Annotated in this window: 21 protein-coding genes; 7 read left to right on the plus strand and 14 right to left on the minus strand. The window is 68.8% G+C overall.

The genetic code is table 11. The features are described 5' to 3' along the window. Nucleotides 1-33 precede the first annotated feature (33 nt). The 10 genes from ACIBK0_RS18325 to ACIBK0_RS18370 form a co-directional block, all read right to left on the minus strand. Nucleotides 34-1386 carry a DNA cytosine methyltransferase gene (locus tag ACIBK0_RS18325; RefSeq protein WP_399080795.1) on the minus strand — a complete coding sequence of 451 codons (1353 nt, stop codon included), beginning with the start codon at nt 1384-1386 and terminating at the stop codon, nt 34-36. A 9-nt stretch (nt 1387-1395) separates the two neighbouring features. Beyond that, nucleotides 1396-3243, minus strand: coding sequence for a DUF6339 family protein (locus ACIBK0_RS18330; RefSeq protein ID WP_399080797.1), 1848 nt, complete (start codon nt 3241-3243; stop codon nt 1396-1398). Then, nucleotides 3240-4067, minus strand: coding sequence for a hypothetical protein (locus ACIBK0_RS18335; protein WP_399080799.1), 828 nt, complete (start codon nt 4065-4067; stop codon nt 3240-3242). Before ACIBK0_RS18335 ends, ACIBK0_RS18330 begins: the two co-directional genes overlap by 4 nt. A 65-nt stretch (nt 4068-4132) precedes the next feature. Then, the gene (locus ACIBK0_RS18340; protein WP_399080801.1) at nt 4133-6130 is read right to left on the minus strand and encodes a hypothetical protein; all 1998 of its coding nucleotides are present in this window, start codon (nt 6128-6130) and stop codon (nt 4133-4135) included. Next, nucleotides 6127-7152 (minus strand): PD-(D/E)XK motif protein, encoded by a 1026-nt coding sequence (locus tag ACIBK0_RS18345; protein ID WP_399080803.1) that lies wholly within the window; start codon nt 7150-7152, stop codon nt 6127-6129. The genes ACIBK0_RS18340 and ACIBK0_RS18345 overlap by 4 nt, the downstream gene beginning before the upstream one ends. Beyond that, nucleotides 7149-9704, minus strand: coding sequence for a Z1 domain-containing protein (locus tag ACIBK0_RS18350; RefSeq protein WP_399080805.1), 2556 nt, complete (start codon nt 9702-9704; stop codon nt 7149-7151). The genes ACIBK0_RS18345 and ACIBK0_RS18350 overlap by 4 nt, the downstream gene beginning before the upstream one ends. A 164-nt stretch (nt 9705-9868) precedes the next feature. Then, nucleotides 9869-10279: a very short patch repair endonuclease gene (locus ACIBK0_RS18355; protein WP_399080807.1), complete on the minus strand. Its 411-nt coding sequence runs from the start codon at nt 10277-10279 to the stop codon at nt 9869-9871. A gap of 152 nt (nt 10280-10431) precedes the next feature. Then, nucleotides 10432-11451: an SEC-C metal-binding domain-containing protein gene (locus ACIBK0_RS18360; RefSeq protein ID WP_399080809.1), complete on the minus strand. Its 1020-nt coding sequence runs from the start codon at nt 11449-11451 to the stop codon at nt 10432-10434. Nucleotides 11452-11707: 256 nt separating this feature from the next. After that, nucleotides 11708-12145 (minus strand): DUF3592 domain-containing protein, encoded by a 438-nt coding sequence (locus tag ACIBK0_RS18365; protein ID WP_399080811.1) that lies wholly within the window; start codon nt 12143-12145, stop codon nt 11708-11710. A 91-nt stretch (nt 12146-12236) separates the two neighbouring features. Next, complete coding sequence (locus ACIBK0_RS18370; RefSeq protein ID WP_399080813.1) at nt 12237-13712, minus strand: beta-1,6-galactanase; 1476 nt, start codon at nt 13710-13712, stop codon at nt 12237-12239. Between the two features lie 347 nt (nt 13713-14059). Here ACIBK0_RS18370 and ACIBK0_RS18375 point away from each other — a divergent pair, with 347 nt between their 5' ends. Continuing rightward, nucleotides 14060-14857 (plus strand): class E sortase, encoded by a 798-nt coding sequence (locus tag ACIBK0_RS18375; protein ID WP_399080815.1) that lies wholly within the window; start codon nt 14060-14062, stop codon nt 14855-14857. 184 nt (nt 14858-15041) lie between these two features. Here the strand turns inward: ACIBK0_RS18375 and ACIBK0_RS18380 are convergent, their stop codons facing one another. Further along, nucleotides 15042-15638 carry a tetratricopeptide repeat protein gene (locus ACIBK0_RS18380; RefSeq protein ID WP_399080817.1) on the minus strand — a complete coding sequence of 199 codons (597 nt, stop codon included), beginning with the start codon at nt 15636-15638 and terminating at the stop codon, nt 15042-15044. Nucleotides 15639-15663: 25 nt separating this feature from the next. Continuing rightward, on the minus strand, nt 15664-17079 hold the full coding sequence (locus tag ACIBK0_RS18385; protein ID WP_399080819.1) for an MFS transporter: 1416 nt from the start codon (nt 17077-17079) through the stop codon (nt 15664-15666). 114 nt (nt 17080-17193) lie between these two features. Between ACIBK0_RS18385 and ACIBK0_RS18390 the strand changes: the two genes are divergently transcribed. The 4 genes from ACIBK0_RS18390 to ACIBK0_RS18405 all read left to right on the plus strand — a co-directional run bounded on the left by ACIBK0_RS18390 (nt 17194) and on the right by ACIBK0_RS18405 (nt 20041). Further along, complete coding sequence (locus ACIBK0_RS18390; RefSeq protein ID WP_399080821.1) at nt 17194-17799, plus strand: winged helix-turn-helix transcriptional regulator; 606 nt, start codon at nt 17194-17196, stop codon at nt 17797-17799. Nucleotides 17800-17852: 53 nt separating this feature from the next. Next, a complete protein-coding gene (locus ACIBK0_RS18395) occupies nt 17853-18170 on the plus strand; it encodes a DUF6412 domain-containing protein (RefSeq protein ID WP_399080823.1) in 318 nt (105 codons plus the stop codon). A 96-nt stretch (nt 18171-18266) separates the two neighbouring features. Further along, a complete protein-coding gene (locus ACIBK0_RS18400) occupies nt 18267-19022 on the plus strand; it encodes a YidC/Oxa1 family membrane protein insertase (protein WP_399080951.1) in 756 nt (251 codons plus the stop codon). A gap of 161 nt (nt 19023-19183) precedes the next feature. Beyond that, a complete protein-coding gene (locus ACIBK0_RS18405) occupies nt 19184-20041 on the plus strand; it encodes a fumarylacetoacetate hydrolase family protein (RefSeq protein ID WP_399080825.1) in 858 nt (285 codons plus the stop codon). Between the two features lie 110 nt (nt 20042-20151). Here the strand turns inward: ACIBK0_RS18405 and ACIBK0_RS18410 are convergent, their stop codons facing one another. Next, complete coding sequence (locus ACIBK0_RS18410) at nt 20152-20616, minus strand: heme-degrading domain-containing protein (protein ID WP_399080828.1); 465 nt, start codon at nt 20614-20616, stop codon at nt 20152-20154. Next, on the minus strand, nt 20613-21698 hold the full coding sequence (locus tag ACIBK0_RS18415; protein ID WP_399080830.1) for a Gfo/Idh/MocA family oxidoreductase: 1086 nt from the start codon (nt 21696-21698) through the stop codon (nt 20613-20615). Before ACIBK0_RS18415 ends, ACIBK0_RS18410 begins: the two co-directional genes overlap by 4 nt. Nucleotides 21699-21863: 165 nt before the next feature. Here ACIBK0_RS18415 and ACIBK0_RS18420 point away from each other — a divergent pair, with 165 nt between their 5' ends. Beyond that, entirely contained in the window at nt 21864-23036 is a 1173-nt protein-coding gene (locus ACIBK0_RS18420; RefSeq protein ID WP_399080953.1) for an ROK family protein, read from the plus strand. 285 nt (nt 23037-23321) lie between these two features. After that, on the plus strand, nt 23322-24218 hold the full coding sequence (locus tag ACIBK0_RS18425) for a hypothetical protein (protein ID WP_399080832.1): 897 nt from the start codon (nt 23322-23324) through the stop codon (nt 24216-24218). Nucleotides 24219-24262 lie beyond the last annotated feature (44 nt).

The raw sequence follows: 24262 nt of genomic DNA on the forward strand, positions 1-24262 counted from the left end.
GGAGGTCGGTCGGGGCCCCCGTACCCGGCTTGGTCAACCGCGCAGGTAGGTGTGGATCGCCGAGGCAATGGCCGTGCCGAGGGGGATGGGTACGGCGTTGCCGATCTGTCGGGCGATGTCCGTTTTCGAGCCGCACCAGCGAAAGTCGACGGGGAAGCCCTGTATGCGGGCGGCCTCATAGTGAGTGATCGGACGAGAGGCCGTCGGGTGGAGGTATCGACCCTTCTCGGGCTTGAAGAACTCGGTTCGGATGGTCACTGAGGGCTCACCGAGACGGAGACGACCCATGACGTCCCCAGTACCTGTGTTGTGATTGTCCCAGCTCTCGGTCGAGAGATACTTGACCAGCGTTTTCACGCCCGGAGGGTTCGGAGTTTCGAAGATTTCGATTTCTCCGCTCCCGTGTACCGTGTACCACTTGTCGCGCAGATCCTTGCGGTTCCCGCCCGGGGGAATGGCTTCGTAACGCGCGATCGAAAGTGGTTCCGGATTGCGGCCGAAATGAAGTTCGCGTGTCGTGAAAATACCCGGCAGGACGGCGTCCACTTCAGGAATGTAATCCTTGCCGTCCGGAAGTTCGGTGCCTCGGACGGGCAAAAGGTGCGATTCCTTGAATACGCTGTCGACCGCTCGCCAATATGAGGGCCCCACGTCGACACCGTCGAGCGGCTGAGTCGAGACATCGTTGCTGCGCTTCGGGCGTCGGACATGCGTGGTGGCGGGGTATGCCATCGCGCGACCGTTGTCGAGATCGCGGCGCACGCCGATGACAATGGCTCGCCGACGCGCTTGGACTGCACCGTAGTCGGCGGCGTTGAGGAGATACCGCTTGTACTTCTCCTCGTCTGTGTCGGTCGGTTCGTGGCCGAGAGGATCGACGAGTCGGTACTCGGCCAGAAGGCCGCCCTCTTTCACCTCGCTGAGCAGATTGCGGAACTCGTCCGACTTGAGGAAACGATCGACGTTCTCAATGACGAAGACCTTGGGGCGAATCTTGGCGACGATGCGCACATATTCCTCCCACAGGCGATTGCGCTCGGCGCCCTTCTTGTGCCGGTTCAAGGCCGAAAAGCCCTGGCAGGGAGGTCCTCCGACCACTACGTCCGCGTGGAGGGCATCTTCCGTCGGCTTCCAGTCCTCGATGTCTTGGAGGTGGACGCGGGCGGCTGGAAGATGCTCGTCCAGCCGGCGGCTTCCGAAGTTCGCGGCGTACGTGGCAGCCGCAGCAGCGTCGTGTTCGACAGCCGCGACGCTGTGGAAGGCAGGTCCGTTGTCCCCCGCCCCCTCCGGGCGGAACTCGTGAAACCCCTGGGTGAAGCCGCCACAGCCCGAAAAAAGATCCAGGACGGTGATGGGCTCGGGAGAGAGGGGACGGGGCGTGCGCATGAGGGGATCTTAGCTGCGCAGGGCGGCCGCGATGGCCCGTCCTACGGCTGCCGCGAGAGGCGGCGGCATCGCATGGCCGATCTGACGATACCTGGACGTCTTGCCACCGAAGAAGCGCCATTCCTGGGGGATGGCCTGGATCAGTGCGGCCTGGTCGACGGTCAGCCTGGGCTGACCTTCTGTGGGGAAGTCCTTGCCCGGGGGTTCGTCGCCGAGGCTGTTGCCGTTCACGCCGAGCGAAGCCCATGCCTTCTTGGTCCCGGTGGGGCCGAGGTCGGCACCGCCTCGCCGGTCGGAGCCCCCGACAAGCGCGGGTGCGATGCGGTCGGCGGCCTTGACCCAGCGTTCAACGCCGGGCCATCCGGACGCTGACATGGAAGGGCCCAGGACCTCGCCGACGGTCGGGGGCGGCAGCTTGTTCGGCTCGGGCCAGGAGAAGCGGGAGAAGTAGGGTTCTTGCAGGGCGACCAGGAAGCCGCTGCTGCGGTTCTGCGGTACGCCGAAGTCCCCGGCGTTGAGGACACGCCAACTCCATCTGTAGCCCGCATTCCTGAGTTCGGTCTCGATCCATGAGCGGTCCGCCTCGAAGCTCGGGTTCTCGACCAGGTCGGGGACGTTCTCCAGGAGCACAGCTTTCGGGTTGATGTCGCGCACCAGCCCGATCGCAGCCCTGAGGACTCCTCGCTCCTCGGTGTCCTCGGCGCGACCGACGGTTGCCGAGGACTTCACGCGGGGGAGTCCACCGCTGACGAGATCGACGCCTACGGCCTCGGGCCGCATGCTCGGGCGGAAATCTACGACGTCCATGCAAATCACGTCCCACGAGGGCCGGTTGAGGTCGATCGTGAAGCAGGCGTCGGCCTTGCTGTCGATGAGCAACACTGGGTCGAACCCGGCGCGCTCGAGTCCAAGCGCCTGCGCACCGGCTCCGGCGCAGATCTCCACCGACTTGAAGCGACGGGAATCGACGGACGCCACCGGAAAAGCATCTGGAGTCCGTGATTGCTCCCCCGAAGAGGCTGTTGCGGGCCATTCGGTGGCCAGGCCGCTTCGGGTCGTGTCCCGCCCGGTCTCCGCGGGAACGTCCTCGGTTGCCTGAGAGGTTGGGCGTTGAGCGTCGACCGACTCCTGTGCAACCGCGCGTAGTTCGTCGTCCAGGGCCAGTTCCTCGATGCCGTCGAAAAGGACGAATGGGGCCAGTCGCAGGAGCCTCTTGAGGAAGTCACGCAGGGTTTCGCGTTCGTTCAGGCCGGTGAGGTCGAGATCCTTCCAGACGCGGAGGATGGCCCTGACCATGTGGGGGCTTCCGCCGAGCGCGGCTCGACGTGCGTAGATCTGGTCGAACGCGGCCTCGCCGAGAATCTTGAGGGCGCTGTACGGTTCCGGGTCGTCGGAGGAGCGCACGAGCTGGGCCCGCCACCACAGGCGCCCGAAGACGTGGCGCGTGAGGTCCGTGCCCAGGACGCGGTCTCTCGGCGGTTGCGGATAGCGCCAGAAGGCGACATCCGGGAGTAGGACCAGCGCGAGGAAGGCCCAAACGTCTCGTGAGGCGGCTTCGGCGGGCACCATGCCCATCTCGGCATGCAGCAGGGCGGCGAGCCGGAGGTCGAAGTCGGCGTTGCCGGCGCGGTCGGACTCATCGGGGAAACCGGCGCGCTTCGCGAGGTCGACGACGCCGGCACGCAGTTCATGAAGCCGGTCGACGGAGACCCGATCGCCACCGGTGGCCACATACACAGCCGACTCGTGGGCACCGGAGACCCGACCCGCCAACTCGGCGGTCGTCAGGTGTCGGTATTCCTCGAAGAGCGGTCTGGCCTGTTCGGCGAGCAACCGGGGGTACAGGAAGCTCATCATGACACCTCGAAGATCTTGACCGCCGCCTGCAGATCCGAGGCGAACAGAGCGGGTGACTGCCGTCGGCGCAAACGAATGTCAGTGATCGACTGACCAGGGAAGAGTTGGTCGAACAGGCTCAACAGGGTGGCACCCAGTGAGCCGTCGGAGAAGTCTGCGTCCTCGGCGAAGTCGTCGTGATTGAGCGCGTGCTCGATGAGGGTTCGAGCGGCGTCCGCGTATACGGCGGAGAGCACTATTCGATCCACCGGACGGGGTTTTCCGGCGTTCTCGAATGCCGTGGCCGTTACCGCGTTCCGCTCATTGACGAGTAGAAGCAGGGACCCCATGGTGGCGCTCTCCAGACCTCCGCTGATCTGTAGATGCCAGGCTGCGTCATCGGGAAAGGAGGTTCGCGCGAAGTCGATCACAGCCATGGGGAACTGCGGCGCGTCCCCCTGCAGACGGAGGGACTCCCGATCACTCCACAGCACGGACCCGGCCCGGCGGGGCGAGGAGGGGCGGGCGTCGCTCCGGCGCTCGGCCAGGACCAGGGCGGTGTCCAGGAGGAGGAGACCGCCCAGATCGGCACCCCGCAGTCGGACATCCAACTCCACCGTGTTCGTCCCGCCGGTGGTCAGGCGCAGATGCTGTGCCGGACCGCTGAGGTTGGACCCGGTGGCCGTCCACACGGCGGCGAGTATGAGCGCGGCGTCGGACGGAAGGCCCGACTGCGAGCGCGCGCGGTCCAGGTCGACACGAACGGTCCTGCGCAGGTGCAGGTCCATCTGGTAGTCCCAGTCCGGCAGCGCCTCGGGCATGTCGACGTCGCCGTCCTCCGTCACCAGCAACCATGCCTCGGTCGTTATGACGTCCTCGGTCGGGACACGGTATGGAAGAACGCGACGAGTCACGGAGTCTTCACCGCCTCGACCTTGATGCCGATTTCGGTCATGGTGTCCGGGGCCGGGCGAACGAGTGCACGCCAGACGGACTCGCTGCCCTCGATCACGTATGTCTCGGCGGCATACAGGCGACCGTCGCCGTCCTCCCAACCGAGGAGCACGGGCATGCTCGCCCCGATGGGCGGATCCGTCTCTCGCCCGCCGGTACCGGGAAGAGTGACGGCAAGGTCGATGCGTACCCGCTGCGGTCCAGGCACAGGCAGCCGGAACGCCTGGACGAGTACGGATGCGTCGCCGCGTTCGTCGTAGTAGGGGTCACCGATGTACTGGACTCGTGGACGACGGCGAGGCGTGCCGGTCCCATCGCTCCCCTGTGTTTCTGCGAACGACTGCCCATCGTCCTCGAAACCCCCCTGGCCGGCAGTTCCACCGGAGCGCAGTCGCCCGGTATCGGAGGGTGTCGCTTTCAGCGCGGGACGGCCTGATGCCGGGCGGGCCGTGCCGTCCTCGCTTTCGCCCGGTTGCGAGGCGCGTGTGGCAGTGCTGCCCGGTTTGGAGTATGCCGTGGCTCCGCCGATCCCCCAGGCTCCGCCCACCAACCCGGAGAAGAGGGAACTGGCTGCGCCCAGCGCGACATTGCTGGCTCCAGGACGCGCAACACCACTGAGGGAGAGGAGCCGCGCCTGAGCCTCGGCGATGCGCGTGAACGTTGTCTGCACGAAGGTGCTTTCGGGCCTGTCGAGCGACTGAGGGTTCCAGGCGTCGTGCGTGGGCGGTTCGGCCTTTGCGTAGATCTCGTCCATGTCTTCGTCTGCGCGGAAGACGCCGGCGTAGCCCTGATTCACGCTGGGGGGCTTCGGCCCGGGCTGATACGTGACGACAAGTTCTGCGGGCCGCATCAGACATACGTGATGGACGAGATCCTCGATGTCGAGCATGCGGGAAGCACGGGTCGGCTCCAGCGGCGGCATGATCCGTTTCACCATCCCGAGGCGCCCCAGATATCGCTTGGGCTTCATGCAGTGCAGATCGCCGCCGCCAGGGCCGGTCATCGTCTCGTAGGCCGCGACGAACATGTTGAGTGGGCGGGTCTCCCGCGGATCCGGCACAGAGTGTTGGACGCCGTCACAGGTGACGGTGAAGTTCATGGCGGGTGGCCTGCCATCGGTCGAGATCATCTTTGGCCAGAGGTGCCAGGTGATGGTCTCTGCCAGGTAGTCGGCCGCATCGGACGGTTCGAGTTCGTCCAGGTTCGGATCGATGACGACGACGGTCGTCCCGGTCTCCTCGGGACCGAATGTTCTGAGACCGAGACGCTGAGCAGTTGCTTCCGCCTCCTGGCCGACCAAGGGCTCGACGACATCTCCCGACGTGTTGCCCCACCAGTGCCGACCGGTGTAGCGGCGGTTACCCGAGGGCTCGGCGGCAACGTAGCTCTTCCAGAGGGTGCAGCCGATGAGCCGGGTCTCGTGACCTCCTTGCGCTGTGCGGCATCGGGAGTGCACAAGGACGGTTCCGGACTTGGACAGCAGGTAGAAGATGCCTTTGCCGAAGCCGTAGGTGCCACCGCCCAGAGCCGTGTCGCGCGGCTCGCCGATGTTGCGGATGAAGGAGACGAAGTCGCGATCTGGGCCCACCGCGTTGTCGGCACGGGTTGGTCCTCCAAGCCCTCGCGTGCCTCGGTCGGAGACGGCCAGGACTCGTATCGGGCCGTGCCTGAGGGTCTCGCGCAAGGGGAAGGTCTCAACGCCGGCGGGTGCGCCCTCGACCAGAAGGTCTCGCCATGCGCCGGTGTGGGCCGGGCCGACCGTCCACATGTCGATGCGGTAGTCGACCGGAGCAGCGGACAGCATGAGACGGGCGTCCCAGCTGTTCTGGGCGGACTCGCGCACGAGAATCGTGAGCAGGTCGAGTTCCGGGCGTCCGAGCTGATTGCGGATGCCCTCGGCGGCGCTCGCGCCTTCCGGTGGGTAGGGCTGGGAGAACCAGCGGGGCCCTGTCACGCAGACTCCTGGATCATGTTGTCGATCACCTGGGATACTTCGGCAGGGAGCAGCGGAGCAGGGATCTCACCGGACAGGTCGATGCTGTACTCGACGTCCAGCGCCGACACCGACAGGCCGGCCAACTTGAGTGCGCGGCCCGTGAGTCCCGGGAAATCGGGACCGACTCGATACCACCTCTCCTCACTGACCGCGAAGTGCACATCGTGATAGTGGTCTGCGTCCGAGAGGCGGTATCCGGCTCCGGCCAGCAGTTCCAGGAGTGCGCCCTCGTCGTCGCACAGGCGAAGCGCTCGTTCGGCCAATTCCACGAATGCGGTGCTCGAACTGTTTGCTGTGGTGCGCTGCAGGCGGAACCATGCCAGACAGAGGGTCCCGCCCTCCGGCGCTTCGAGTTGGTCGAGCCCGTGTATCCGCGGCCTTCGCCCTTCGCTCACGGCACTCGACTTGACCTCGATGGCAGTGGCACCGGCTGAGAAGTCGTGACGGTGCCCTTCGGGGCCGCGCCACAGCCAATGCGCGCTCGAGTCCTCCTCGAGTATTCGGTTGAGCACCATCAATTCGCCGAAGAGCCCGGCAAGTTGATCGGGCCCCAACGGTGTTCCCTGCGTTCGGAAGAGGGCCTTCCAGCGGTCGAGAACGCGATAGAGCGCCTTGACGGGGTTTTCGGACAGCTCGGTCGTTGCTCCCAGCACGTCCACGCACAGCTCGGTGAACAGATCGCTGAGGTCGTCGCGGAGGCAGGCCAGGTCGGCGTAGGTCTGGTAGGTCTCCTCGTCCTCGAGTGTCCTTCTGCGCAACCTGAGTACCGGCCCGTCCAGGCCGGGACGGACCTTGCGATGCGAGTGGATCGGTACCAGGAGATGACGGTGCGCGTCGTGGTCGACGGCCACCACCAACGGCTCGCCCTTCGCAGCAACAGGCAGCTGGGAGACGCGCAGGCGCCGTTCACTTGTGGTCTGCTCGGCATCGAGCGCGGTCCAGCGCTCCTCGACGAGCGTGCGGAGCGCGTCGTCGTTCATGCGTCCTCACTGACGAGCAGGCTGTAGTCCTCGTCCTCGATCCTTACGTTGGACAGGTCGGCGGAAATGTACTTTTCTACCGTTGCGTCCTGGTCTCGGGGCTCAGGGAAGACCAGCCCAACGCCGATGACGTGCTCCTCGGCATTCAGCGATGCACGCAGCTTTTTCGACGGACTGGGCTCGGACAGTTTGTCGATCGGATACAGGACGAGCAGGCCGGTGTCCGGAAGTTTGGCGCGACGCATGTCTTTGATGCCTTTTTCGTTGAGCTTCGCGGCGTCCCCGTCCAGATCCACCGCGGCGTCGCGACGGCTCATGAGTGTCTTGATGTCGGCGAAGTCCGGATCGGGGTTGTCGCCTATTCGGGCACGGATGTTGCGCCCGACGGTCACACCACGAGCAAAGGTGAAGTCGGCGCCCCTTCCCCGCGGGTTGCCGACGATTGCAACGTTCCATCGCCCGAGGGAGCCGACCGTGGCGACTCGCTTCCGGATGTAGTCGATGATCAGATCGGCATCGTTCTCCGGCGACTTTTCGTGGAACCTGTAGGTCGACAGGAATTCGGTCACGATCTCGTGCGGTACGTCACGGAAGACGTATCGACCTTCAGCCGATCGCTCCTCCACTCTGATCGCGTTGGTGATCGAGGCGGAGACCAGAGCGCGTGCCGCGTCGATGTTCCCGCGCAGCCAATCGCCGTTGGTGTGGAAGTAATGGGTCTGGATCCGCTTGCCGCCGTAGGACGAAGCCGCCGTCACCGCGTCACGCATCTTTGCGGCTGCGGTCACTCGCAGTGCGGGGTGTGTGCGGAGGCGTACGGCGAAGGTCAGAGGAGTCTCGTCCTCGGTCATGTAGATGTCGATGTCGCGGCGCATCTCGGTTTCGACCGTGGCCAGATGCCGGAACCACTCGGACAGCTCGTCGGTCATCCAGATCCGAGGCAGGTCGGCGTATCCGTTGCGGAAGCCGAACCAACGCCCCATTTGCAACAGAGTGTCGTACGCCGAGACGGCTCGAACGAAGTAGCTGACCGACAGGCCCTCCAGCGTCAGTCCTCGGGAGAGGGTGTTGCCGCCCACCGCGATCGCCACGACCGGACCGTTCTCGTAGTCGAGGCGGTCCTCGCTGCTGGAGTTGTCCATGATGACACGACAGTTGTCGAGGACTTGCGGCAGCTCGGGTACCAACTCCTCGAACGGCACCTTCGCTTCGCCGAAGTCTTCGGCCGGAACACGGTTGGTCTCGCGCTCCCACAGGTCACGCAACTGTGCCAGGAAGGCGGCGTCCTTCAGGGACCGAGCGGACCGGTCCCGCAGATGCTTCAGCGGCCTCTCGAAGCTGTTGTGCACGGAGGTGTTGACGCTGGTGTGGATCAGCATCGTGCTGTGCGGATTGCCGGTTCGTCGTACGCGACGGGCGGCCGTGACGAGCCAGAAGTACTCGACTGCCTTACGGAGAGTCTCCGTGATGACAGGCTCGAAGCCCTCGACGTCGGCCCTCGTCTCGGGACGTACACATGGAACGTCGTCCTCGGGGATCGAACGGATCATGTCGTACCCGTCGTCGACCTGCTCCGGATCCTCGCCGTCGAGCGCATAACGCCCAAAGAGGACCTCCGTTCCGAAGTGCCCTTGAGGCTTGGGAAGGTTGACGACGAAGTCCTGGGGATACAGGTCCTCGGCGCTCGGGTCGATCAGCAGGTTCGCGAACGGCGAGGCCGTGTATCCGACGTAGGCGCTTCTCGGCAACGAGCTCATGATGTCGAGGATCAGTGGGTTGATCGACTTGGTCGCCACCGTGGCCTGGTCTGCCTCGTCGTCGATGATCAGCGCGGGGCAGTCCTCGAGGTAGTCGGATGCCTTCTCGAGCCATCGGGCGAGCTTGCGCAGTACCGTCGCATTCTTCTTCACGACGCACAGGACGCGTGTCTTGTTGCTCTTCCCGAAATACGAGGCCGGGTTCTCCTGCGGAGTGAAGTCCTTGTCGAGGCCGGTCAGCTGCGACCACATCGAGGGATTCGGCTCCACCAACTGCTGCACCAGTCGTGCCTGCGTCTGACGCCGAAGGCCGTTGTGGATGCCGGCCAGCACGATGAAAAGTTTGTAGCCGCGGTCGGCGGCTTTGGCCATGACCGAGGTGAAGTTGGTCGTTTTGCCGGACTGTACATAGCCGACAACCAGGCCCCGGGTGGAGAACGCTCTCTCCTTCGGGTGGTTCAGCAGCGAGACGACACGGGTGGAGGATTCGTCGAGACTCCTGATCGAGGGCTCCTCGGACCAGCCGTCCTTGCGAAGCAGGTTCACGATCGCAGGCCAGCATTTGTCCCTGGCCTGCGGACCCGTGTACCAGGTGTCGCGGTTGCCCAGAATCACCGCATGTGGCTCTTCGAGTTCCTTGATGCTTATGGTCTGCTGCTCGTGCCGCTCACGGATCCGCTCGACGACGTCGGGACTGGCGCCGAGCTGCTCCAGCCGCTTGATTGCTTCCGCAGGAGGAAACGCGTCCAAGAGCGCCTTGAACGTCTCGTACATGCCATCGAATTCGTCGGTCATGGGAGTCGACCGTTCCCCCGCTCTCGTTCTCTGAAGCCAACTGCGCCGCAGCGCCTCCGTCGAATGCCCCCCTCGACGGCAAGGCACCCTGATGCGGGTGCCGGCGCGCCACTCTTGCACAACTTCTACACACTATTGGGTGTGATGGACACCGATACGCGAAATCAAGGCTCACAGGGCACGTCAGGGACCCCGGGGGACGGCTGTTGGGCTGCCAGAGCGGCACGGATCCGGCGCGCGACGTCCTCTGCAGATTCGTGCTCCCAGAACCTCAGGACGGTCCAACCCGCGGCGCGCAGATGATCGGTCGTCTCACGATCGCGTGCCATGTTCTTGTCCAGCTTGGCGCGCCACCACTCAGCATTGGCCTTGGGCTGAGTCGCGTGCTTGGGGCAGCCGTGCCAGAAACAGCCGTCCATGAAGATCGCGATCTTGGCCTTGCCGAACACGATGTCGATCGTGCGGCGCGGTACGCCGGGCACCGGCACGTTCACTCGGTAGCGCAACCCCGAGGCGTGCAGGAGGCGTCGCACCGCGACTTCCGGTGCCGTGTCACGGGAGCCTTGGCGGCTCATACGGGCAGAGACCCCAGGGGAAGACGGAACAGCAGGCACGGGAGCATTGTCTCAGCACGATCAGCATTCCGTCCGGCAAGTGTCCACGAGATACGCGGCACCTCGGGCGCCGGGTATGCGCTGTGTGTGGCGCCCGAGGGCGGATCCGGTACTCAGGCCCTGTGGCACTCCCCATAAACCCGCCCAGACCCACACCAGCAAGCCGCCCCCCGCTGCGGCGGCCAAGCCACAGCTCGCCCCCGGGCCGCCAGTGTCGTCGCGTACTGCGGCAGCAGCGTCGCGTCTGCCGGGGAGGATGCCTCCGAGGCGGCGAAGGCCTCGTAGGACGGGACCGTGCCCGTCACGATGCCGAGGTTCGGGGTGCCGGAGGCCGCCAGTTCGCGTAGGGAGGCCTCTATGGTCGCGAGGTGCTCGTCGTGGGAGGAGTACTCCGCGGACAGGGGCGGGTACGCCGTCAGAAGTTCCGCCAGTTCGTTCGTCGGCCAGTGCAGGACCGCCACCGGGAACGGGCGGGAGAGGGCCTCCCTGTACGTGCTCAGCTCGGCCCGGAGGCGGCTGATCTCCGCCTGGAGCTCTGCCGGGTTGTCCGAGCCCAGGGACCAGACGCGCTTCGGGTCGTGGAGTTCGTCCAGGGAGATGGGGGACGAGTGGAGGGTGTCGGCCAGGGTGTCCCAGTCGTCGTGGGGCATGCCCAGCATGCGGCGGACGCGGTGGCGGCCGAAGAGGAGGGGGAGGGTGGAGTAGGGGGGCTCCGACACGTCCGTCAGGAGGAGCTGGGCGCCCTGTGTGAAGGTCTCCTGCGCCGACTCCAGCTCGTCGTGGGACTCCAAGGCCTCCGCCACGATCACCCAGGGGGCTGCGTCGCGGGGGGACGCCGTCCGTACTCCGTCGATGATCGCGCGGGCTTCCGCCTCGTGGCCGTACTCCCAGAGGTTCGACGCCTTGAGGGCTCGTACCAGATGGGGGTTCTCGAGGGAACTCGGAGAATCCAAGGACGACAGCAGGCGGTCGTAGAGCGCTGTCGCGGCGGGGCGGTCGCCGGCCAGTTCCAGATGGGCCGCGGCCTGCAGCAGCAGGTTCTCCGTGTCCTCCGGATACAGGGAAGCAGTCCGCTCCAGGCGTGCTGCTTCCGCGTTGTGGTCGACGTTCTCGGCAGGCGTGTCGGGGCGCATGGGGGACACCGTACTGCCGCCGCCATACGAAAAGAGAGATGGGTGTCAAGCCAGGGCGAGCAGGCCCACACCGCCTGGCCAGTACGGAGTCACCGCCCGGCGCATTGCCCGGACCCGTGCCGACCCCGTGCCGACCCCGTGCCAGACCGGCGCCGGACCCGTGCCGGACCGGCGCCGGGCCCGCGCCGACCCCGTACCCGGCCCGTGCCGGCCCCGTACCGGACCGGCGCCGGGCCCGCGCCGACCCCGTACCGGCTCAGTACCGGTACGGGGCCGGCAGCAGCGTCGCGATCCGGATCAGTACCGCCGTCAGCGCGCCTGCCCACAGCAGGACGCCGAGCCACGCGCCGATCACCGCCGACCGGTAGCGGTCCGGTGCGTCCAGGGTCACCGAGTCGGGGGCGCCCGGCGTGCACAGGAGGCGGACGCGGCTGCCCTCGGGCAGGGCGTGGGCGCCGATCGTGTCGGGAACGGCGCGTTCGTACTCCCGCCCGTCGTCGCCGGTCCAGCGGACGACGGGGTGCAGGGTGGCGTACGTCGCCTCGCGGGACGCTATGTGACCGGTGACCGTGCCCTCCACGCGGCGGGCGGTGCGGCGCAGGACGTGTTCGGTGAGGGCGACCATGCCCTGCTGGCCGGTCACCGCCAGGCCCGCGAGGAAGGGGATCAGGGTCAGTAGCCAGTACGCGCTCATGGCCAGGGAGTTTATGGGGGTGGGGAGTTGGGGCCTCGGCGTGCCCGGGTCGGCGCCTCCGGGCCGGGTCTTTTTGCTGTATGCGGGCCCCTCACACCACCACCCCATCCACCTGCAACGTCTGAACCGCCCCCGCCGCGAAGGGCACGGCGACCGACTTGCCGCTCAGGTGCGTGTCCGAGTGCGAGGTGTACCGGTCGCCGGACCCCGACGTCAGCGTGTTCCAGCGGGGGACCAGGCCGCCCGTGCCGCCCGACACCGTGGTGAAGCGGGAGAGGTCGAAGGTCAGGGTCTGGGCGGAGGAGGACTTGTTGACCGCCGCGATCACCAGGCGTTTCGCCGTCGCGTCGTAGGCCGCCACCGCGTAGTCCACTCCCGTGTCGACGATCGTCATTCCGGGGCGGATGTGGCGGGTGAACTGGGCCATTACGTAATACTTCGTCTGGATCGCCCCGGGCGTCAGGGTGCTCGCGTCGTACGCGATGGTCGCCCAGCCCGACGAGGGGTCCATGACCTGCCAGTACACCCAGGCGGTCGGGTGCAGCCAGCGGAAGTCCAGGAGGAGGTTGCTCGCCAGGGTGAGGCCGGTGCCGTCGCTGTCGCCGTACTCGGAGTTCCACAGGCTCTTGCCGGCGGTCGTCACCGCGTCGGTGTAGAGGAGGTCCCGGCGGCCGCCCGAGCCCTGGTAGCCGTGCACGTTGACCCGGTTCACGTATCCCTTCGTCGTCGACGAGAAGGAATTCCATGTCGTGCGGGCCAGGTCGTAGCTCGTCTCGTCGGACGCCGAGATCTTCGTGCTCGTCAGGCCGCGCTTGTCCAACTCGCTGCGCAGGTACGGGAGTACGGCCGACTGGACCGACGCGTCCATGTGGCAGCCCTCCTGGGTGCCGGTGGCGGTCCACCAGCTGGAGGAGGGTTCGTTGAAGGCCTCGACGGTGGAGAAGTTCACGCCCCAGTTGTTCTTCGCGTAGAGGGCTACTGCCGCCAGGTGGGAGGCGTGCTGGCGGTAGTTCCAGGACTGGAGGTTGTTGCCGCCGCCGGACGCGCCCGACGGGTTGTGGTTCAGGCACATCCACCACATCGGGGAGTTGGCGAACAGCTCGCTCGTCGCACCCCGTGACGTCGCCTTCAGCAGCATGGCCCGCTGGGTGGCGTCGGCCGTCCACTTCCAGGCCGAGGAGGTGGGGTCCTCGTTGTTCCAGTCCTGCCAGTAGCCCTCGATCTGCTTGAAGGAGGGGATGTTGGCGGAGGCGACCATCGACTCGCCGTTCACGCTGTTCCAGCTGCACCCGCCCAGGTTGTATCGGGCGATGTTCAGGCCCAGGCCGGGAAGCGAAGTTCCGTTGTACGTCGTCGACTTGGTGGTGAAGAAGATGTCGGCGAAGTCGTCGCGTGCGCCGAACACGTTGGCCCACCACGCCAGCGAGGTGCCCCAGCCCTCCCATTTCCCGTACGTCGTAGCGGGGTTGACGGCGATGGTCGCGTCCGCGCGGGCGGTGCCCGTCGCCAGGGCGCTGCCGAAGACCGTACCCCCCGCGGCCGCCAGCAGTGTTCTACGTCGGATCATGGCTTCTCCGTCCCGCTCGATCGCCGGTCGTCCCACCGGCGTCGGCTCGTCGACTCGATCGCCTTTCACCCCAACGGAGTCGGCCCATCGGCTCAGCTGCCGGCCACGCGACGGGCACTGGCCAGTCGGCCCCATTTGCCCGTCACGCCACCGGTACTGGCTCGCCCCGCTGATGCCATCAGGAAGCATCGGGTGTGACGGGTGGGGTTGTCGAGGGTTGCGACACCCCTTTCTCACCCCTTTCTAAAACCGGTATATGAAGCCCCTGGTTGGGCGTCGGGGCGTACGGGGCTGGTGACTTGAGGAGGCAGCACCTATCGTGCGGGCCCGGCGAAGGAGGCGTACGGATGCGGGCTCCCGGGATCGTGCACCACGGCACTCGGCGGCGGCGCGCCGCGTACCGGCGGGTGGTGTGGGGCGGGGCCGAGGTGTTCGTCACCGTGGGGGTGGTGCTCCTGCTTCTCGTCGTGCACCAGCTCTGGTGGACCAACCGGGAGGCCCGGCACGACGCCGCGCGCAAGGTGCAGGCGCTGGAAAGGGAGTGGGAGGCGCCGGGGGCCGCCGTGGCGCCGAGCGCGGATCCGGGCGGCGGTGAGGGCGAGGGGGACAGCGGTGGCGACTCAGGCGGCGCGCGGAACCCCTCCTCGCGCGAACGGCAGGCCACCGTCAACAGCGCCCAGGCGCAGCCCCGTTGGTCTCAGGCCTACGCCATCCTCGCCATCCCCCGCCTCTCCCTGCGCGTCCCGGTCGCCGAGGGCGTCAGCAAGCAGAACGTGCTCAACAAGGGGTACGTCGGTCACTACAAGGGCACCCAACAGCCGGGTCAGGCAGGGAACTTCGCGCTCGCCGGGCACCGGAACACCCACGGCGAACCCTTCCGGTACATCACCCGGCTGAAGCGCGGCGACACGATCACGGTCGAGACGAAGGCCGCGCTCTACACGTACGTCGTCGACAAGACCCTTCCGCAGACCTCGGCGCGGGACAGCGGGGTCATCCGCGGTGTGCCGCGCAGTACCGTGCGGCCGTCGTACGGGTACAGCGAGCCCGGGTACTACATCACCCTCACCACGTGCACTCCCGAGTACACCTCCAAGTACCGGATGGCGGTGTGGGGGAAGCTGCGGTCGATGCGGCCCCGGTAGACCCGGGGGTGGAGCACGCGGGGCTGAGCGGCCTCGGGGAAGTGGGGTGCGTTTCCGCGTCGTCCGGTGCGGTGCATCGCGTGCTGCCGCGTCGCCCTCGTACTGGATGTACTGGGTGATGTGGCAGTGCGGCGAGGTGCCGTGGCGGGCGGCGTGGGGGCGTGCCTCACTTACCCGAGGCCGCTCAGAGACTCGGCGGACGCGGCGGAGTCACCGCCGGTCCCTTCCCCTGTGCGTGCAGCAGCGCCCCGAGCTCGTACTGGGCCACCACATCGCCCCCTTCGGCGTGCGGGCGGTACAGCGCCTCCGCCTCGGCGTAACGGCCCAGGGTCGTCAGGCACCAGCCGAGATCCCGCCAGCAGAAGCGGTGCCCGAGCTCGACCGCGAGGCGGTACCACTCCACGGCGCCCGCCGGGTCGCCGTCCCGCCGCTTCCAGTAGCCCAGTTGACCGGCGGCACGTGCGCTGCCCGCCCGTGCCATCCCGGCCACCAGGTCCTCGGCCTCGGCCACCCGTCCCGACGCCCAGCGGCGCATTTCCTGCGCCATCGTGACCAGCCAGTCGGGGTCCTGTCGTACCTCGGCCTCGCGGCGCAGCCAGTGCTCGGCCTCGGCCTCGTAGCGGGCGTCCTTGTGCGCGAGTCTGCTCGCGCTCCAGGCCAGCTCGCGCACCGCTTCCGCGTGACCGGCCTCCGCCAGGGGAACCAGCCAACGCTTCGCTTCCTCGCGGCGCCCTTGTCGCAGCAGGTCGCTGCCGCGTTCGTACGGGGCTGAGATGTCCATGATCAGAACTCTAGAGGTGTGGGTGTCAGCTCCGCTCCCGAAGCGCCAGCACGCTCACCGCCGCCACCCCCGCGAGTCCCGCCGACACGGCGATCGCGATGTCCCAGCCGTGGGCGATCCCGCCGGAGGAGGTCACCAGCGCGATCGTGAGGGCGACGCCGGCGCAGGAACCGATGTAGCGGAACGTCTGCTGCGCGCCCGAGCCCATCGCGGCGCGGGTCGCGGGGACGGACTCGACGGCGAGGTGCGGAAGGGAGGCGTTCAACAGGCCGCTGCCCACGCCGGAGACGATGAAGCCGGGGAGCAGTCGTGTCCAGGAACCGGCGTCGAGCGCGCCGAGCATCGTCAGGACGCCGACCGCGTGCAGCGCGAAGCCCAGTGCGAGCTGGTGGCGTGGTGAGATCCGGCCCGCGAGGCGCCGCGCCTGCAGGGCGACCGCGAAGGACAGCCCCGACCAGAGCAGGACCAGCCACGCCGTTTCCAGCGTCGACAGGCCGAGCGTCCGCTGGATCAGCGCCGGCAGGAAGCTGAACACGCCGATCACCGCGATGCCCGTGAACAGCCCGCCCGCGGACGAGGCGAGGAAGCGGCGGTGCCGGAACAGACCGAGGTCGATCATGGGCGTACGGCTACGGCTCTCGATGACGACGAACACGGCCATCAGAACGAGGAACGCCACCAGCAGCAGGCCCACCGGGGCGCGCAGCCAGCCGTCGCGGCCCAGGGTGAGCGCGGCCACCAGAGCCATCAGCGCCAGACCGAAGGTCAGAGCTCCCGCCAGGTCGGGGCGGCCGCCCCGGGGCGCGCGGGACTCCGTGAGACCGCGGGTCCCCAGTACGGCGACGATCAACGCGGCCGCGCCCAGCACCGCGTACGCCAGCCGCCAGTCCCACTCGGCTATCCCGCCCGCGAGCAGCGGGCCCACCGCGATGCCGCCGCTGACGAAGGCGCCCCAGACGCCGGTCGCGTGCAGCCGCCCGCGCGGGTTCGGGAAGGCGTGGACGATCAGCCCCAGGCTGCTCGCGAGGATCGCCGCGCTCGCCGCGCCCTGCGCGATGCGGGCCAGCGTGAACAGCCAGGTCGAGTTCGCGAGCGCGCCCAGTGCCGTGGTGATGCCGAGCGCGACCGTGCCGGCCAGGAAGATCCTGCGGCGGCCGTAGTCGTCCGCGAGGCTGCCGGCGACCAGGAGCAGCGCGGCCAGGCCCAGCGGGGTGCCGTTGAGCAGCCAGGCCTGGGCGGAGACCGAGGTGTGCAGCGCGGCGGCGGTGTCGGGAAGCGTGACCAGCGGCGCGGTGTACGTCATCAGGGCCACGGCGGTGGCGGCGCTGGTGAGGGCGAGGGTGGCGCCCGCGCGGGGGATGGCCTGCGTCGACGCGGGTGCTTCGGGTGCGGCGGATGTCGGGTGCGTGGTGATCCCGGCGGTCCGGTCGAGCCGGGTCATGGCTTGCCCCTTCGGGACGGGTGAGTTCGTTCAATGAACCTATGCATGCGTCGACCGTAGCACCCTAGGTTCGTTCACTGAACCAATAAGTCGGAAAGTGGCTACAGTGGGGTCATGGCTTTGGGCAAGGACTACGCGACACAGGAGTGCTCGATCGCCCGCGCGCTCGAAATCGTCGGCGAGCGCTGGACGCTCCTCGTCATACGCGACGCGCTCTATGGCGTACGGCGCTACAACGACTTCCTCGTCCACCTCGGCATCCCACGCGCCGTCCTCGCGGCCCGCCTTCAGCTGCTCACCACCGAGGGCATCCTCGAAAAGCGCCGCTACCAGGAGTCGCCGCCGCGCGACGAGTACGTCGTCACCGACCGCGGCATCGCGCTCTGGCCGACCCTGCGTTCGCTCGGCCTGTGGGGCCGCGAGCACTTCAGCGAGACTCAGCTGCGCTCCTTCCGGCACGCGGCCTGCGGCACGGAGCTGGGTCCGTACGGCGAATGTCCCGCCTGCGGAACCGTCGTACCCGTCCCGGACGTCGAAATGGTGCCGGGACCGGGACTCGATGCGGAGCCGACGAATCCGGTCAGCCGGGCGCTGCTCAAGCCCAAGCGGCTGCTTGAGCCGATCGAGACGGATTCGGTGCGGGCCGTCGAGTCGGTTCCCGCACAGCAGGCCGCCGAGCCGGGTCCTGCACAGCAGGCCGCCGAGTCGGGTCCTGTATAACGGCAGGACATGCAGGACATGTACGAGTGCGCGCGCGAGGGGAGGGGCAGTCCATGATCCGGAGCTGGGCGAACATGCGTCCCGCCGCCGTGCTGCTGCTTCTGCTGCTCGAAGTCGCGCTGCTCGACACCGGCAGCCTCTCCGCCGCCGTAGCCGTCGCGTTCACCGCGACCGCCGCGGCCGGCTCCGCGCTCGCCGTCAGCGCCCTCATCGGCTCACGCTGCGCGCCCGCCGTCCCCCGTACGCGGGTCCGGACGGCCATCCGCGACCGTGAGCACCGTACGGCCTTCCTGCCTCAACGTGATCCCGACGCGGCGGGGCGCAGGCGCCCCCGAGCGCCGGGGCGTGCCCTCCTGACGGCCGCCGCGTAGGGATATCCCACAGCCGGACCCCGCGCGGGTCGTCATGCCGCATTCCGTAACCACGGCACGACGAGACCCCCGGAGGGCTCACCCATGTCCACGTTCATGTCCGTTTTCGCGAGCCTGGTCGAGCAGCTCGCCGACCTGCTCCAGCCCCTGTTCCACGCCTCGGCGGCGGCCGCCGCGATCGTCCTGTTCACCGCGCTCGTACGACTTCTCGTGCATCCCCTGTCGCGGGCGGCGGCGCGCGGTCAGCGGGCGCGCGCCAAGCTTCAGCCGAAGGTCGCGGAGCTGCGCAAGAAGCACGCGAAGGATCCCGAGAAACTGCAGAAGGCGGTGCTGGCGCTGCACGCGGAGGAGAAGGTGTCGCCGCTGTCCGGCTGTCTGCCCAGCCTGCTCCAGCTGCCGGCCTTCTTCCTCCTCTACCACCTGTTCTCGAACTCGACGATCGGCGGCGAGGCCAACGCTCTGCTCGGCCACAAGCTGTTCGCCGCGCCGCTGGGTGACCGGTGGGCGGACGCGCTGGGGGCCGGGGGAGTGTTCGGGGCGTCCGGGCTCGTCTACCTCGGGCTGTTCGCCCTCGTCGCCGCGGTCGCGACCTTCAATTTCCTGCGTACGAAGCGGATGATGGCCGCCTCCGCTCCGGTGGCCGGCGGCGATCAGCAGGTGCCCGGGTTTGCCTCGGTCAACAAGATCATGCCGTTCATGTCCTTCTTCACGCTCTTCACCGTGGCGGTGGTGCCGCTGGCCGCCGCGTTGTATGTGGTGACCAGTACGACGTGGAGCGCGGTGGAGCGGGCGGTGCTGTACTCCGGGCCCGTTGAAGGGTCCGAGCGGTCCGGGCCCGTTCAGGCGGTCTGAGCGGTCCGGCCCTGGTCGAAAGGCCGAACGGCCTGAGCGGTTGGTTACGGTCCAGTCCGTGAACGGGGTATTGCGGACTGGACGGAGAGCTTGGAGGATCGACCAGTCCTCCGATGGCTGCACCCATCGGTCGACTGCCGCGATCGAGGGAGATTGTGATCATGAAGCTGCTGCGAGTCGGTACGGCGGGGTCGGAGCGGCCCGCGCTGCTCGACGCCGAGGGGACCCTCCGGGACCTGTCGGGCATCGTCCCGGACATCGACGGGGCACTGCTCGCCGACGACGCGGCGCTCGGCCGGATCCGTTCCGCCGCCGAGGCCGGTGAGCTGCCCACGCTGGACGCGACCGGACTGCGCGTCGGGCCGCCGCTCGCCCGCATCGGCAAGGTCGTGTGCATCGGGCTGAACTACCACGACCACGCCCGCGAGACCGGCGCCGAGCCGCCCACCGAGCCGGTGATCTTCTTCAAGGCGGCGGACACGGTGGTCGGCCCGAACGACACGGTGCTCGTGCCGCGCAGCTCGGTGAAGACCGACTGGGAGGTCGAGCTGGCGGTCGTCATCGGCCGTACCGCCCGTTATCTGGAATCCGGTGAGGAGGCGCTCGCGCACGTCGCCGGGTACGCGGTGGCGCACGACGTCTCCGAGCGCGAGTTCCAGATCGAGCGGGGCGGCACCTGGGACAAGGGCAAGAACTGCGAGACGTTCAATCCGCTGGGGCCGTGGCTGGTGACGGCCGACGAGGTCGCCGACCCGCAGAACCTCTCCCTGAAGCTCTGGGTCAACGGAGAGCTCAAGCAGGACGGGACGACGGCCGAGCAGATCTTCCCGGTCGCCGAAGTGGTGCGGTATGTCAGCCAGTTCATGACCCTCTACCCGGGCGATGTGATCAACACCGGTACGCCGGCGGGGGTCGCGCTCGGGCAGCCCGAGCCGAAGCCGTTCCTGCGGGCGGGTGACGTGGTCGAGCTGGAGATCGAGGGGCTCGGGCGGCAGCGGCAGGAATTGAAGGACGCGTAGGCGCTCCGCCGCGTGGGCGGGGAGGTGGGGCGGGGAACTGCGGGCGCTTCGTGCGCTGCGAGCCCGTTGTGGCTGATCACGCAGTTCCCCGCGCCCCCGGCGGGGTGGCCCTAGCCCGAGGTGAAGAGTTCCAGGGCCTCCACCACCAGGCTGTGGTCCTCGAGCTGCGGCAGCCCCGACACCACCACGGTTCCGATCACTCCCACACCCTCGACCGTGATCGGGAACGCGCCGCCGTGGGCCGCGTACACGTCGGGGTCGAGGCGCGAGGAGTCCTCGAACGTCGTGCCCTTGGCGCGGAAGCGGGAGCCGACCAGGAGCGAGGAGCAGCCGTAGCGCTCGACGACGCGGCGCTTGCGGTCGATCCAGGCGTCGTTGTCCGGGGTCGAGCCCGGCAGTGCCGCGTGGAAGAGCTGCTGGCCGCCGCGGCGGATGTCGACGGCGACGGGTGCGTGACGGTCCCGGGCCAGCTCGACGAGGAGCGTGCCGAGGGTCCACGCGTCGTCGTGCGTGAAGTGGGGGAGCGTCAAGCGGCGCTCCTGTTCCTCGAGTTCGGAGATCTTCGGCGCGTTCACAGGGACACCACCACTGCCTCGCGGGCGGAGCGGCGGGCCGCCTCCAGGACGTCGAGGGCGGCTGCCGCCTCCAGCGCGGTCACCGGGTTCTCGCCCTTGCCCCGCAGTGCCGCGGCGATCGCCGCGTAGTACGCGGGGTACGCGCCGGGGAGCGTGGGCTCGGGGCTGCCGCCACCCGTGAGCGGGGATTCCCCGGCGCCGACGCGGCCCCACAGGGACTCGGGCTCGACGCCCCACTCGGCCGACGTGCCGGGCCGCTTGCCCTCGCGCAGGTCCGCCTCCTGGGGGTCGAGGCCGTACTTCACGTAACCGGCCTGCGAGCCCAGCACGCGGAACCGCGGGCCGAGTTGGGCGGTCGTCGCGGAGACGTAGAGGTGGGAGCGCACGCCGTTCGCGTGCGTGATCGCGATGAAGGTGTCGTCGTCGGTCCGAGCGCCGGAGCGGCGGATGTCCGACTCGGCGTACACCGAGGTCGCGGGGCCGAAGAGGACCAGCGCCTGGTCGACGACGTGGCTGCCGAGGTCGTAGAGGAGACCTCCGATCTCTGCCGGGTCGCCGGACTCGCGCCAGCCGCCCTTGGGCTGCGGGCGCCACCGCTCGAAGCGGGACTCGAAGCGCCAGACGTCGCCCAACTCGCCCTCGGTGAGCAGCTTGCGGAGGGTCAGGAAGTCGTTGTCCCAGCGGCGGTTCTGGAAGACCGAGAGGAGGAGGCCGCGTTCGTCGGCCAGGGCGGCCAGCTCGCGGGCCTCCGCCGCCGTACCGGCGATGGGCTTGTCGACCACGACCGGGAGGCCCGCCTTGAGGGCGGCCGTCGCGATCGGGACGTGGGTCTTGTTCGGGGACGCGATGACGATCAGGTCCAGTTCGTCGGCGCGCGCCCACAGCTCGTCGGGCGTGGCGGCGAACCGGAGGCCGTCGCCGAACTCGGCGCGGGCCTGCTCCTGCCGCTCCGGGTCGGACGTGACGACCGTGTCGAGGGCCAGCCCCTCGGTCGCGGCGATCAGCGGGGCGTGGAAGACGGAGCCCGCGAGGCCGTAGCCGACGAGGCCCACACGGAGGGGGGTATCAGTCATGCCTGTCATGGTGGCCACTTTCGCAACGCTGTTGCCAAAGTGCAAGCGCGGGGGACAATGGGGGACGTGAACAGGAGCGATGCGGGCGATGAGGACGCTGTGGCGTCGGGTGCGGGGGCGCCGGGGGTGCGTCGGCAGCAGGGGCGGGAGCGGAGCGTGGCGGCGGGGCCGGGCGTGGCGGCGGGAGCGGCCTCGTCCGGTTTGCGGGGCCGGTACGCGGAGGCCGGGCCCGGAGTGAATCTGCTCGCCCTGCGCAGTCACAACGCCGCGCTCGTGCTGGACCTGCTGCGCACGGCCGGGCCGTCCGGGATCAGCCGGCTCGAACTCGCCGAGCGGACCGGGCTGACCCCGCAGGCCGTCAGCAAGATCACTGCCCGGCTGCGGGCGGACGGCCTCGCGGCGGAGGCGGGGCGCCGCGCGTCCACCGGCGGCAAGCCCCGTACGGTGCTGCGGCTCGTTCCCGAAGCCGGGCACGCGGTCGGGCTGCACCTCGACCGGGACGAGCTGACGGCGGTGCTCTCCGATCTCACGGGGGCCGTGGTGGACGAGCGGAGGGCTCCGCTGGACCTGGGCTCCGGAGCGGAGGCGGTCGTCGAGGGGGCGGCGAGCGAGGTGGAGGCCCTGATCGTGGGGGCGTCCGTGCTGGGGGTGGGGGTCGCGCTGCCGGGGCCTCTCGATCATGTGCGGGGGGTTTTGCACCGGGTCACCGGGTTTCCCGAGTGGGACGGGTTTCCGTTGCGGGACGCGCTGGCGGGGCGGTTGGGGCTGCCGGTGGTGGTCGACAAGGACACGAACGCGGCCGCGTTGGGGGTTGCGGTGGGGGGCGGCGCCCCAGGGGGCTCCGGGGCTGTCGGGGCTGCAGGGGTTGCCGGGGACGTCGGGGGTTCCTTCGCGTATCTGCATCTGGGTACGGGGCTGGGGGCCGGGCTTGTCATCGGTGGGGGCGTGCATCGCGGGGCCCGTACCGGGGCGGGGGAGTTCGGGCATCAGGTCATTCAGCTGGACGGGCCGGTGTGCGGGTGCGGCAACCGCGGGTGCATCGAGGTGTTGTGTCTGGAGGCGGTGAGGCGGGGGGCCGTGGAGGAGGCGGCGCGGGTGCTGGGCGCGGGCGCGGCAAATCTCGTGGGGCTGCTGGACATCGATCTCGTGCTGCTGGGCGGGCGCACGGTCGCGGCCCATCAGGAGGCCTTCGTGCGGGGGGTCGGGGCGGTGCTGGAGGAGCGGGCTCGGCGGGAGGGGGTGGACGTGGCGGTACCGGTGCGGGTCGCTCCCGGTGGGGCGCGGGGGGTTGCGGAGGGGGCGGCGCAGTTGTTGTTGGCGCCGTTGTTCGGGCGGGGGGAGGGGTGACGGTCGGCGGGGGTGCCGGTGGGTGGGTTTTCGCCCCCTCCGCCCCTGCCCGTCCCGTACCTGGGGGCTGCGCCCCCAGATCCCCGGGTTGCTTTTCTGCTGCGGGTGGGTGGCGGCTTGTCGCGCAGTTCCCCGCGCCCCTTGTGGGCCGAACGGGGGGTGTGGTGGGCGTGGCGGGGCGGTGGGGGCGGGAGGGCGTGGCAGTGTCGTGGGTGCCGTTGCCCTGTATCGCCTGATGTTTCCGGTCCCGATTCCTCCTGTCCCCGATCGGCCGAAGGCCCCCTCATGCGACTGCGCAAGACCCTCCCGCTCGCTCTGACCGCCACCCCCGCCCTGGCCCTCGTGCCCGTCCCCGCTCACGCGCTCACCCAGCCACTCGCCCCCGCGAGTCCCCGCCCCACCTGCGCCGCCCCCGACACGCGGGACTTCCCCATCAAGACCCGTATCCACGGTGGTCCCGCCACCTATGACGTCGGCGGTGACTTCCGGACCTGGTACATCGACCTCACCAACACCACGGCGCACTCCTGTGGGGACATTCACCCGATCGTCGTGCTGGTGGACGCGAAGCGGGTGTTGCGGCCGGGGCAGGCGCGGTTGGAGTTCTACGAGGGCGCGCGGCCGCATCCGGTGACCTTCGAGACGAGTGACGACGCCGAGAACGTGGGGGCGTTCGACGACGGGTTCCCGGGGTTCACCGTGGGACCCGGGCGGACGCTCACCGTGAAGGTGCGCCTCTCCGTGACCTCCGACGCGGCCGTCCCGAACGATGTCGTCGCGAACGCGGCCGTCGTGCAGCGGCACAACGACGACGGGGACTGGGTGGGGCAGTCGAACGACTACCGGTTCCGCATCCAGGACGAGGGGCAGGACGAGAGCCCGAGCGAGAGCCCGAGCGGGAGCCAGAGCCCGAGCGGGAGCCAGAGCCCGAGCCACAGCCCGAGCGCGAGGGAGAGCACTGCCCAGGACGCCGACGCCGGGGTCGTGCCCAGCGCCGGCTCGGACGGCGGTGATGGGAGTGGCGGCAACGCCATGCAGAACCAGGACCTGTCCCGGGACGAGCTGGCCCGCACCGGCCCGGGCGCAACGCACCGGCTCGGCGTGACCACCGGCCTCGTGCTGCTCGCCGCGGGAGCCGCCTTGCTCGCCGTGACTCGCCGGGTACGCCTCCGCCGTCGCTGATTCCTGTGTCGCCTTCTGCGTCACTCGTGCCGCCGGTGCCACCT

Source organism: Streptomyces sp. NPDC050564 (genome assembly GCF_044457265.1).
GTDB lineage: Bacteria > Actinomycetota > Actinomycetes > Streptomycetales > Streptomycetaceae > Streptomyces.

Bases quoted from the DNA above. Each gene is read 5' to 3' on its own strand.
- ACIBK0_RS18415 (WP_399080830.1), bottom strand. From the start codon at position 21,698: ATGACAGGCATGACTGATACCCCCCTCCGTGTGGGCCTCGTCGGCTAC.
- ACIBK0_RS18365 (WP_399080811.1), bottom strand. From the start codon at position 12,145: ATGAGCGCGTACTGGCTACTGACCCTGATCCCCTTCCTCGCGGGCCTG.
- ACIBK0_RS18405 (WP_399080825.1), top strand. From the start codon at position 19,184: ATGAAGCTGCTGCGAGTCGGTACGGCGGGGTCGGAGCGGCCCGCGCTG.
- ACIBK0_RS18345 (WP_399080803.1), bottom strand. From the start codon at position 7,152: ATGAACGACGACGCGCTCCGCACGCTCGTCGAGGAGCGCTGGACCGCG.
- ACIBK0_RS18360 (WP_399080809.1), bottom strand. From the start codon at position 11,451: ATGCGCCCCGACACGCCTGCCGAGAACGTCGACCACAACGCGGAAGCA.
- ACIBK0_RS18385 (WP_399080819.1), bottom strand. From the start codon at position 17,079: ATGACCCGGCTCGACCGGACCGCCGGGATCACCACGCACCCGACATCC.
- ACIBK0_RS18395 (WP_399080823.1), top strand. From the start codon at position 17,853: ATGATCCGGAGCTGGGCGAACATGCGTCCCGCCGCCGTGCTGCTGCTT.
- ACIBK0_RS18380 (WP_399080817.1), bottom strand. From the start codon at position 15,638: ATGGACATCTCAGCCCCGTACGAACGCGGCAGCGACCTGCTGCGACAA.
- ACIBK0_RS18355 (WP_399080807.1), bottom strand. From the start codon at position 10,279: ATGAGCCGCCAAGGCTCCCGTGACACGGCACCGGAAGTCGCGGTGCGA.
- ACIBK0_RS18350 (WP_399080805.1), bottom strand. From the start codon at position 9,704: ATGACCGACGAATTCGATGGCATGTACGAGACGTTCAAGGCGCTCTTG.
- ACIBK0_RS18375 (WP_399080815.1), top strand. From the start codon at position 14,060: ATGCGGGCTCCCGGGATCGTGCACCACGGCACTCGGCGGCGGCGCGCC.
- ACIBK0_RS18390 (WP_399080821.1), top strand. From the start codon at position 17,194: ATGGCTTTGGGCAAGGACTACGCGACACAGGAGTGCTCGATCGCCCGC.
- ACIBK0_RS18400 (WP_399080951.1), top strand. From the start codon at position 18,267: ATGTCCGTTTTCGCGAGCCTGGTCGAGCAGCTCGCCGACCTGCTCCAG.
- ACIBK0_RS18425 (WP_399080832.1), top strand. From the start codon at position 23,322: ATGCGACTGCGCAAGACCCTCCCGCTCGCTCTGACCGCCACCCCCGCC.
- ACIBK0_RS18330 (WP_399080797.1), bottom strand. From the start codon at position 3,243: ATGATGAGCTTCCTGTACCCCCGGTTGCTCGCCGAACAGGCCAGACCG.
- ACIBK0_RS18325 (WP_399080795.1), bottom strand. From the start codon at position 1,386: ATGCGCACGCCCCGTCCCCTCTCTCCCGAGCCCATCACCGTCCTGGAT.
- ACIBK0_RS18370 (WP_399080813.1), bottom strand. From the start codon at position 13,712: ATGATCCGACGTAGAACACTGCTGGCGGCCGCGGGGGGTACGGTCTTC.